Source organism: Ruminobacter amylophilus (genome assembly GCF_900115655.1).
GTDB lineage: Bacteria > Pseudomonadota > Gammaproteobacteria > Enterobacterales > Succinivibrionaceae > Ruminobacter > Ruminobacter amylophilus.
The window spans coordinates 1-9,139 of sequence record NZ_FOXF01000070.1 but is presented as its reverse complement, the minus strand read 5'-3'; the positions used below and the strand labels follow the sequence as shown (position 1 = coordinate 9,139).

The following is a 9,139-nucleotide window of genomic DNA, read 5'->3' as shown; positions in this document are numbered from 1 at the left end:
GACAGCGTACTTATCTTTATTTACTCCGTAAACAATAACAACAGTATTTTTAGGTCTTTCTACATCAAGAATATCTCTAGGTATTGGCATATCAAACTCCGTAAATATATAGTCTAATTATAAGTTATAATTAGACTATATTCAAGAAAAATTTCACAATTTTGTCGATATTTTTTAATTTTTTTAGGGAGAAAACAGGCTTTATATCTACCTGAAAACTGAGGAAGTTATGTTGTTGATTGGTATATGGAGTAAATAATGAGATATTGAAACAAGATGTGCTCAATATTTGCACATCTTATATAGTATTATTAATTGGGAAAGTTCTATATGACATTATCTTCCTGGATCCACCTTTCAGAACAGGACTGCTTGAAAAAGCAGTAGAATTAATCAATGACTCGATTGCACCTGACGGATGTCTGGTATACATAGAACATGAAAAAGAAAATGCTCTTAAACTTCCTGAAAAATACCACCTTCTTAAATCAGGAAACGCGGGCCAGGTGACATATTCACTATATGAAATAAACAGCGGTAGCAACAGTTAGCAATATTTTCGCAACAGTTTCAATCAAAAACGGTATGTAAATATTCACTAAAAACCCATACCGTTAGTCATGTTAAAGAAAACTATGCCTGACACAAATCTGTCTGTTCGCTGTGTTTATTACGATTATCCTCTATTATTTCAAGATACTTTATAGCCATTATCTGACCATTCTTTAATTCTCGCTGACTCAGATGCGAAAGCAGACTGTTTTTGAAGTTTATTGCATCTCTGTATGTGTTGTCGCATGACAGGCAAAGGACAGTCCACATGTACGCGTCAACATAGCTTCTATCCACACCAGCACCGTCTCTGTACATTTTGGCCAGTTCAAGCTGCGCTTCATGATCACCGCACTTTGCTGCTATGGACAGTAAATCACTGGCACTGAAGTTATTAATTTCACAACCCAGACCATAACGATACATCTTACCAAGCATTGTTGTGGATTTCAGATGGTTTTGTCCAACGGCCCTGTGGAGATAACTGATGGCCCTCGAATAATCCTTAGGAAAAAGATTTCCCTCAGTGAAAAGGCATGCCAAATAGTAAAGAGCTTCGGCATAATTACGTTCAGCGGCATCCCTGATAAGCTTCAGCCCCAAATCCACTGAACTGTCTCGTACCTTTTCTTCCATGTGCAGGATACCTAAACGATAAGAGCACTCAGGAATATTCTTTTTGGCTCCGATATAAAGCCACTTTTCAGCCTCATCATAATTTATCTGTATATTTGAACTATTACGAAGATACAGATTTGCAAGAAGAGAGTATGCTTTATCATAATTTGCGTTTATCAGAATTCGGTAGTAATTTGCCGCTTCATGATAATCACAAACTCCGCCTATTCCCTTTTCATACATTTGACCTAGGGCAAGATAGGCCTTTATATACCCAAGTTCTCCGGCTTTGCGGAAATAATCAAAAGCATCCCCTGTTTTTGAAATCATGCCGATCCCCCGGTAACAGAAGATACCCATCATATAAAGCGCCTTAACATAATTCTGCTGTGCGGAATCATTTATGAGAGCAACAGCACGGCGATAATTTCTGTCAACTATTTTACCTTCGTAATAGATCATTCCCAGTTCATACAGAGCTTCCCTGTTGCCTTCCGCAACTACTCTTTCAAGCAGCTTCAAACCTTTACTGATATTTTTAGGCACCTCATCACCTGAAAGATAAAGTCTGCTTAAAATTAACATACTCTGAGTATGTCCGAGGGATACCTCCTTTTCCAAAAGATTCATTGCTTTGGCTGAAGAATGAACTTTACTGTCTGCATTCATGTAAAGAGAAGCCAAAAGTTCCACTGAATTATCGCTGCCTCTCTCTACAGCCATACTTAAATACTTTTCTGCCTGCCGTTCATCACGACTGCATCCTCGGCCATTGATATAACACACAGCCAAAGATTCCATGGCCGGAATGTATCCTTTTTCAGCCGCTTTCGTGTACAAAGAAAACGCCTTGGCATAATCCTGCGGAACACCTCGTCCGTCAAAATACATTTTTCCAAGTTTAAAAGAAGCCTTTGCATTACCTTTATCAGCAACTATACGATACCACTCAACAGATTTCTGCAGATTGACATCAAGAACTTCCCCCTTGTCGTACATTTCCGCCATGTACAGCTGAGCATCCAGATCTCCGCCGTTTGCCGCTTTTTCACACCATAGTATCGATTGGGCAAAATCCTGTCGTACCCCTTCTCCTTTAGAGTACATCTGAGAAACAAGATACTGAGCTCTTGGTTCCCCTCCGAGAGCTGCCTTGTTCATATACTCAAATGCTTCGTGGTATTTTGGTTTGTAGTTATCATACTCCTTCAGATAACGATATCCGTGCTGCCTATCCGGTGACTGCTGCACCAGCTTGAAAGAACTAGGCATTCTGCCGGTCTCTCCAGGTTTTGGAGAATATGACGGGATCGATTCGTTATCCAGAGAATCTTTAAGCATGCATGCATAATCATACATAGCCGCTATATGTTCATTATCAGCGGCCTTTTTATACCATTTGGCCGCCTCGTCTGACAAGCCCTTCTTGTTACATATACAGGCAAGTCTGTACTGAGCATCTGTAAATCCCTGTTCTGCAGATTTTTTAAACAGCTCAAAAGCAATATCCGAATAACACTTATCTTTAATGTCACCTATAATTCCGGCAAACATTTCTATAACAGAATCAGTCACCAAAGAATCCTGATTTGAATTCTGAGATTTTTTGTCATTTGAAATTGAAGCACTGTTTTCCTGAACGTTATTCTCACTGTGCTTTAATACTGATTCCGTATCTGCATTCTCATTGGAATACTCATTCCTAATCTGTTGAGCTTTTTCGTCATTTTCCTGTCTACCGTTATCAATATTGTCTATGACATTATCCAGATCTCTGTTTTCACTGAATCTTTCAAAAATAACAGCCAAAAGATACAGAGATTCTCCATCCTGTCTGTCAACAACATGTTTAAGCAGCGGCAGAGCTTCACTGTACCTTCTTTCAGAAATATACAGCTTGGCGATTTCAACATAAGCACCGAGAACACCTTCTGATTTTGCCTTCTCTAGGTAATCTCTTGCCTTCTGGGCATCATATTGAACGATGTCATCTCGGAGATAAATCTGAGCCAGCATCATATAGGCTTCAGGACACAATTCCTTAACCTGATTTAACAGCTTCACACCTTCTTCAGGTGAGTAGAACTTATTTTTACGATCAGTGTAAATCTTTGCGAGCTGACAATGAGCCCTGTAAATTCCCTGCTCCCTTGCTCTGCCAAGCCAAAGAAGTGCCATTAAATCATCTTTTGGAACCCCATCGCCTTTTAAATAGAGACATCCCAGTTCATACTGAGCCATTGCATGCCCTTTCTGAGCAGCACGCCCCAGCCAAAAAGCCCCTACCTTAACGTCACGACATTCTTCATCAAGATTAATCATGCCGTACTCATACATGGCATTTACATATCCCTGATTGGCGTAATAAAGGACAGATTCTTTTCTTCGTTCCAGACTGAGTTCACCATTATTTTTAAGGATGTCATCCTCAGAAAAAGACGGAGGGGGAGTTATTTTTTCATTCTCTTTAGCTAAATGATCATCGATGCTGGCCTGGTGTTCTTTAAGGCTTTCCAAACGATATTTTGCGGGCAAAAAACCAGAATCGGCACTTTTCTGCAGCAGCTTTTCAGGATCTTCTGAAGTTCTGGGATTAATAGATTTATCCAAAATCATGCTGGCGATAAAAAATAACGCTTCAGCACAATCGTTTCCTCTGCATTGTCTGAATAAAGATGCTGCTTCCTCACAATTACCCGCACGATACAAAGCTCTTGCTTCTGAAAGTAAAGATGAGTCTGCTATCGAACCTTCCCGCTGCATAACGAGTCCTACTGAATATTAAGATATCTATACGAATGCACCTATATTTCCCTCAGGCTTTTTTGAAGAAATCGGTACAAATACAAAAGGCCTTATAAAATCTTATCACAAGGAGATACATCACATGTTAATTTAATGTCAATTTTATGAGGTTCCTAACCTAAAAAAGAGACAGATTATATATCTGAACATCCCTCTGTACAGCAGCTGTCTACGGTCAGGGAGTAATATGATTTTTTGGGAAAACTGGACAAACAGCTTCCGGTTACCTACGTAACAAAGGACTGTAAATATCGAAACGGTGATTTTTGGTAACCACTTCTGCAGTACGGACTTTTTCGTTCAGGATTGGAGCCCATTTCGGATTTTTCATAACGACTCTTTTGCCGGCAATTTTTCGAGCATCATCAAGAAGTTCCAAACGATCCTCATCACAACCGATTAGTTCGTGAAAAGTTCTCATTTCTTTCTTTACTAATGCAGACTTCTGTCTTTCCGGATACATGGGATCAAGATAAACGGTATCAGGAACAACATCGCCAGAGTATTCTGATATGGTAGAAACATCTTCGAGGATCATTCTTTCTCTGAAAAAATCCGAATTATCAGAGGACATTGCCCTGTCTAAACCGTTTTTAAGCAGAAGTCTTACCACAGGATTGCGCTCAAACAGATGAACTCTGGCTCCGAGATATGCATTTACGTAAGCATCTCTGCCAAGCCCCGCAGTTGCATCAAAAATCACAGGACTGTTCATATTGCCAAAACAGGCTCGAGCAACAGCCTCAGATTTCTTACCTCCTCCGAACTGACGGCGATGAGCCATGGTACCACCGACAAAATCGACGAAAACAAGTCCCTGTTTAGGTTCATTTAAATTACCCAGCCCGACCATTCCTTCTGATAATTTGATAAACAAGGGGGATGAGCATAAAATCTTTCTGCATGCATCAAGTTCACGCTGACAGAATGAGGCAAGAACCTCATCCTCAACAATTACTTCAAGTTTATAAACATCTTCAGAATTCATTAACATCCCTATTTCGGTAATGATGGACTTTTAAGTTTTTTATAAAATTTCTCTCAGAGCCTTCAGAACCGGAGCCGGATCGGGAGATACTCCGCGCCAGAGATTAAAACTCAATGCCGCCTGTCCGACGAGCATACCCAGGCCGTCTGAAACCTGAGTCGCACCATGTTCTTTCGCATATTCTGTAAAAACCGTGGTATCAGTTTTACCATACATCAGGTCATACACCAAAGCTCCCTTGTACAGGGAATCATTCATCTGAGGAAGCTGACCGCTCAGACTCAGAGACGTAGCGTTAATAATCACGTCATAGCTGATGTCATCACCTGTTAATGATTCATAAGTTGCTACTTTTAACTGACTGAAATTTTTCTGAATCAGTTGTGCTTTCTCCAAGGTTCTGTTAACCAGCAGAATTTCTTCTGGTGATTCATCAAGAATCGGCCCTATGATTCCTCTGGCTGCGCCGCCTGCTCCAAGAATAAGAATTCTCTTACCGGCGAAATTCCATCCTAGACGCTTTATATCGTAGATAAAACCTGCGCCATCCGTGTTATCCCCGACAACAGTTCCGTCATCACAGAACTTGATTGTATTAACTGCACCTGCCTTTGAAGCTCTGTCAGTTAACGTATCAGCATACGCATAAGCCTGTTCTTTAAAAGGAACCGTGACATTTAAACCTTTACCACCTTCCCTTCTGAAATTGTCCACGGTATTTTTAAAATCATCCAGCGGACATAAAAGTCTGCCGTACTCCATATTCTGCAAAGTTGTCTCGGCAAACATTGTATGAATAAACGGAGAACGGCTGTGATTTATCGGGTTACCCAACACCGCATATTTATCCATTTGTAACTTTTCCTCTTAAAACTTCTGCTGTTAAGCCATCAATTATCACACTGGGCTGCGATCTTCCTTCCGTTTTTCCACACACAATGTAATCCAGTTTATCTGCAAAGCCAGATACAACTGCATCATATGAGTCAAGAGAATTTTCACCGCTTATGTTGCAGCTTGTAGAAACTACAGCTCCTCCGTAAGCTTTGCAAAGTTCTTTAACAGCCTGACACGCACTTACCCTTATGGCAATGGATGTTCTGCCTCCGGTAAGTAATTCAGGAAGAGATGGCGATGCAGGAAGAACCAGAGTATATGGCCCTGGCCAGTATTTTGACATCAGTTCGTGACTGATTTCAGTCAATCTGCTGACATCAATATAAGGAAGAACCTGCTCATAATCAGCAGCAACAATAATCAGTCCCTTATTGGGATTTCTTTTTTTTAGTTCCAGAATTCTAGCCAAAGCTTTAACGTCAGCAGGATTACAGCCTATACCGAAAACAGATTCCGTAGGATATGCTATTACCCCGCCACGCTTCAATACGTTAACAGCTTTCTGTAAATTATCCGTATTGTCCATTGTAAATCAGCCGGCGAGTTTTGCCTGAAGAGCCTTATCCTTTGCTCTTACGGCATCAGCAGCTTCACGACGCTGTTCCTTTACCTTAACAGAAAGTTCTTCATCTGATACTGCCAAAATCTGTGCAGCAAGGAACCCGGCATTTTTGGCCCCGGCCTTTCCAATGGCAACGGTAGCAACAGGAATTCCGCCAGGCATCATAACAGTTGAGTACAGAGCATCTACACCATTAAGCGGACCGCAATCTACAGGAATACCAATTACAGGCTTTGTTGTGATTGCAGCAACAGCTCCGGCTAAATGAGCTGCAAGTCCGGCGGCACAAATAAACACGCCACAACCGCGATTTTCAGCATCAGTTACAAAATTGTGGGTATCTTCAGGAGTTCTATGAGCAGAAGTAACCTTCACCTCTACTTTGACGCCAAAATCCTTAAGTACGTCTATGGCATTCTGAACAATAGGTAAATCGGAATCTGATCCCATTAAAATAGATACAAATTTTTTAGACACGGCAAAACTCCAGTTATCAAGAGTAAATATATAAACAAATGCGTACCTGACGCACCCTTTTGCAATTTTATCATAAAATTAGGCTCTGGGCTTTTTTGCTGCATGTCTTAATGTTATGCGTTTATTCTGTTTCCGCACAACACGCAGATAAGTTTTTTACCATTTTTTAATTTTCTTACTATGTGAACTTCACATCCACATTTTTCACATTTTCTTCTAACTGGTTGATGAGCCAGATTATATTTGCAGTCTGGATAATTACTGCATCCCCAGAATACCTTATTAAATCTGGTTTTTCGTACCTGAAGAACACCTCGACCGCATTCAGGACAAGGAATATCATCCGATTGTCTGTCTTTAAACACGTAATGACATTCAGGATAATTGCTGCAACTGATAAACTGTCCGTATCTACCGCTTTTTACAGCCATAGGATAGCCACATTCCGGACACTTAGTACCTTCCAGCATTCTCTCAATTGTGACAACCTGTTTAATAACAAATGGAGTCATATAACGACACTTAGGATATCCCGAGCAACCAAGCATCAGTCCTCTTCGTGTAGCAATAAGTTTTAACGCGCCACCACATTCCGGACATATTCCATAATTGTCGCTATCATCGTTTAACTTACTGTCTGTCGGATCAACTGCGTCATGCTGAGATTTATCATCACTCTTCTGATTACAGTCTGCAGAAAATAAAGAATTATCTGTAATAGCCATATCCGCAACAAAAAATTTTAGCAATAATACTCAAAAACCTACTTTAAACAAATTGTATCTGACCTTACGCTCTTATAACAAGAGCATAAATAAAAAAGAGTGTGTCAACTAGACACACTCTTTTTCATAAATAAATTCAGATAACAGCTTCTTTATTCAGGTTTAACCAACTTGTATCCCTTGAATACAGGATCGGAGCTATTCATGATGATGGCTAAGGCCACATTATCATATGTGCGATATACCAAAGCCTGACCTATAACATCATCAGGTAATACGTTATCAGAAGATGAAACCAGTCTTCTTCCTGCACCGGCCATAGTAGCATATGAGGTGTCATCTGCAGTCTCACCAACTAACTTGACTCCGGTTCTGCTGATTGAGAACACATCACCAACAGATACGCCGTCCTTACTGCCCTTTCCAATAATAACAGTGTCATAGATTGCTGCAACACCGCTACTTTCTTCTGCAAGACCTATGATAGTTGTATCAACAGTTGCAGCCTTAGGAACAAAATAAAGACCATAGCCGTTATCATCTATAGGTAATACATAATCACCATTTGAAACAGCTGTCTTGTTCTTAACAAGATAGCTCTTGTTAAACTTACCGTCTTTACCGTACTGATCGCCACCCACTACTACACCGGTGAAAATAGCGTGATAAGCAACCTTATTACCTTCGTCATTTATAAGAGCCTGACCTTTATGATAAACACCATACTGCTGACCCTTATTCAACTTACCATTGACATAAACATCCTTGGTTTCAGCAAACAAACGGCGTTCTTCGTTATTACCGGCAACATATGGGTACTTATCAAGCTGAGCCTGATCATAAGGGAGAATAACATCATTTCTTAAGAAAGTTTTAATTGCCTCGGCATTAATAGTCGGAATAGGATTGCCCTTCTGGGTAGTTGCTTCACGCTTAATGTAAGGCTTACCGTCAATCCATACCAAAGTAAGAACATCACCAGGATAAATCCAATGCGGATCGTCAATCTGAGGATTAACGTTCCAAATCTTTGGCCAGTACCATGGTTTTTTCAGGAATTTTCCTGAGATATCCCAAAGAGTATCGCCCTTTTGAACTACATATTTGGTAGGATGATTCTCATTAACTTCCAATGTATCGGCCATAGATGCTGTTGCTAACAGCACTGAAGCCATAAAAATTCCTAATTTTTTAAGTATCATACTGATCCCTGCTACTTTGTATTCAGTCCATGCCGTACAAACAATCAACACTTAGCTTGTACGAATTTTTCTTCAGTCATTCGCATCCCAGCATGAAATCCGTCAATGTCAGCATCAACCAATCTTGCAAGATCACCAAAATGACTCTAATTTAATCATAGTATCTAATAGATTAAATTCTTAATGATTAAGTAGCAATAAATACTACTTTTTTTTAAATTATCGATCACAATTTAGAATTAAAATACAATTTTATATGCATTTTTTTGCATAATGCGAAACTTGGTCATCTTAAAATTAAAACAACAGCTCA

Annotated in this window: 8 protein-coding genes; 1 reads left to right on the top strand and 7 read right to left on the bottom strand. The window is 40.0% G+C overall.

Features of this window, described 5'->3' with window-relative positions; all coding sequences use genetic code 11:
- Positions 1-239 precede the first annotated feature (239 nt).
- Entirely contained in the window at positions 240-551 is a 312-nt protein-coding gene (locus BMY80_RS11270; protein ID WP_093143755.1) for an RsmD family RNA methyltransferase, read from the top strand.
- Positions 552-633: 82 nt separating this feature from the next.
- On the opposite strand, the gene BMY80_RS11265 is transcribed toward BMY80_RS11270, so the two are convergent.
- The 7 genes from BMY80_RS11265 to BMY80_RS11235 form a co-directional block, all read right to left on the bottom strand.
- Positions 634-3,933: a tetratricopeptide repeat protein gene (locus BMY80_RS11265; RefSeq protein WP_093143752.1), complete on the bottom strand. Its 3,300-nt coding sequence runs from the start codon at positions 3,931-3,933 to the stop codon at positions 634-636.
- A 265-nt stretch (positions 3,934-4,198) separates the two neighbouring features.
- A complete protein-coding gene (locus BMY80_RS11260; RefSeq protein WP_093143749.1) occupies positions 4,199-4,963 on the bottom strand; it encodes a class I SAM-dependent methyltransferase in 765 nt (254 codons plus the stop codon).
- Positions 4,964-5,002: 39 nt separating this feature from the next.
- Complete coding sequence (gene aroE / locus BMY80_RS11255) at positions 5,003-5,815, bottom strand: shikimate dehydrogenase (RefSeq protein ID WP_093143746.1); 813 nt, start codon at positions 5,813-5,815, stop codon at positions 5,003-5,005.
- Complete coding sequence (gene tsaC, locus BMY80_RS11250) at positions 5,808-6,386, bottom strand: L-threonylcarbamoyladenylate synthase type 1 TsaC (RefSeq protein WP_093143745.1); 579 nt, start codon at positions 6,384-6,386, stop codon at positions 5,808-5,810. Before tsaC ends, aroE begins: the two co-directional genes overlap by 8 nt.
- Positions 6,387-6,392: 6 nt before the next feature.
- Positions 6,393-6,899, bottom strand: a complete 507-nt coding sequence (purE, locus tag BMY80_RS11245) for a 5-(carboxyamino)imidazole ribonucleotide mutase (protein WP_031580049.1) — start codon at positions 6,897-6,899, stop codon at positions 6,393-6,395.
- A 113-nt stretch (positions 6,900-7,012) separates the two neighbouring features.
- Positions 7,013-7,624, bottom strand: coding sequence for a DNA topoisomerase family protein (locus tag BMY80_RS11240; protein WP_093143744.1), 612 nt, complete (start codon positions 7,622-7,624; stop codon positions 7,013-7,015).
- Between the two features lie 152 nt (positions 7,625-7,776).
- Positions 7,777-8,799, bottom strand: coding sequence for a LysM peptidoglycan-binding domain-containing protein (locus BMY80_RS11235; RefSeq protein WP_245730170.1), 1,023 nt, complete (start codon positions 8,797-8,799; stop codon positions 7,777-7,779).
- Positions 8,800-9,139: the final 340 nt, after the last annotated feature.

Bases quoted from the DNA above. Each gene is read 5' to 3' on its own strand.
- BMY80_RS11265 (WP_093143752.1), bottom strand. From the start codon at position 3,933: ATGCAGCGGGAAGGTTCGATAGCAGACTCATCTTTACTTTCAGAAGCA.
- BMY80_RS11260 (WP_093143749.1), bottom strand. From the start codon at position 4,963: ATGAATTCTGAAGATGTTTATAAACTTGAAGTAATTGTTGAGGATGAG.
- aroE (WP_093143746.1), bottom strand. From the start codon at position 5,815: ATGGATAAATATGCGGTGTTGGGTAACCCGATAAATCACAGCCGTTCT.
- tsaC (WP_093143745.1), bottom strand. From the start codon at position 6,386: ATGGACAATACGGATAATTTACAGAAAGCTGTTAACGTATTGAAGCGT.
- BMY80_RS11240 (WP_093143744.1), bottom strand. From the start codon at position 7,624: ATGGCTATTACAGATAATTCTTTATTTTCTGCAGACTGTAATCAGAAG.
- BMY80_RS11235 (WP_245730170.1), bottom strand. From the start codon at position 8,799: ATGGCTTCAGTGCTGTTAGCAACAGCATCTATGGCCGATACATTGGAA.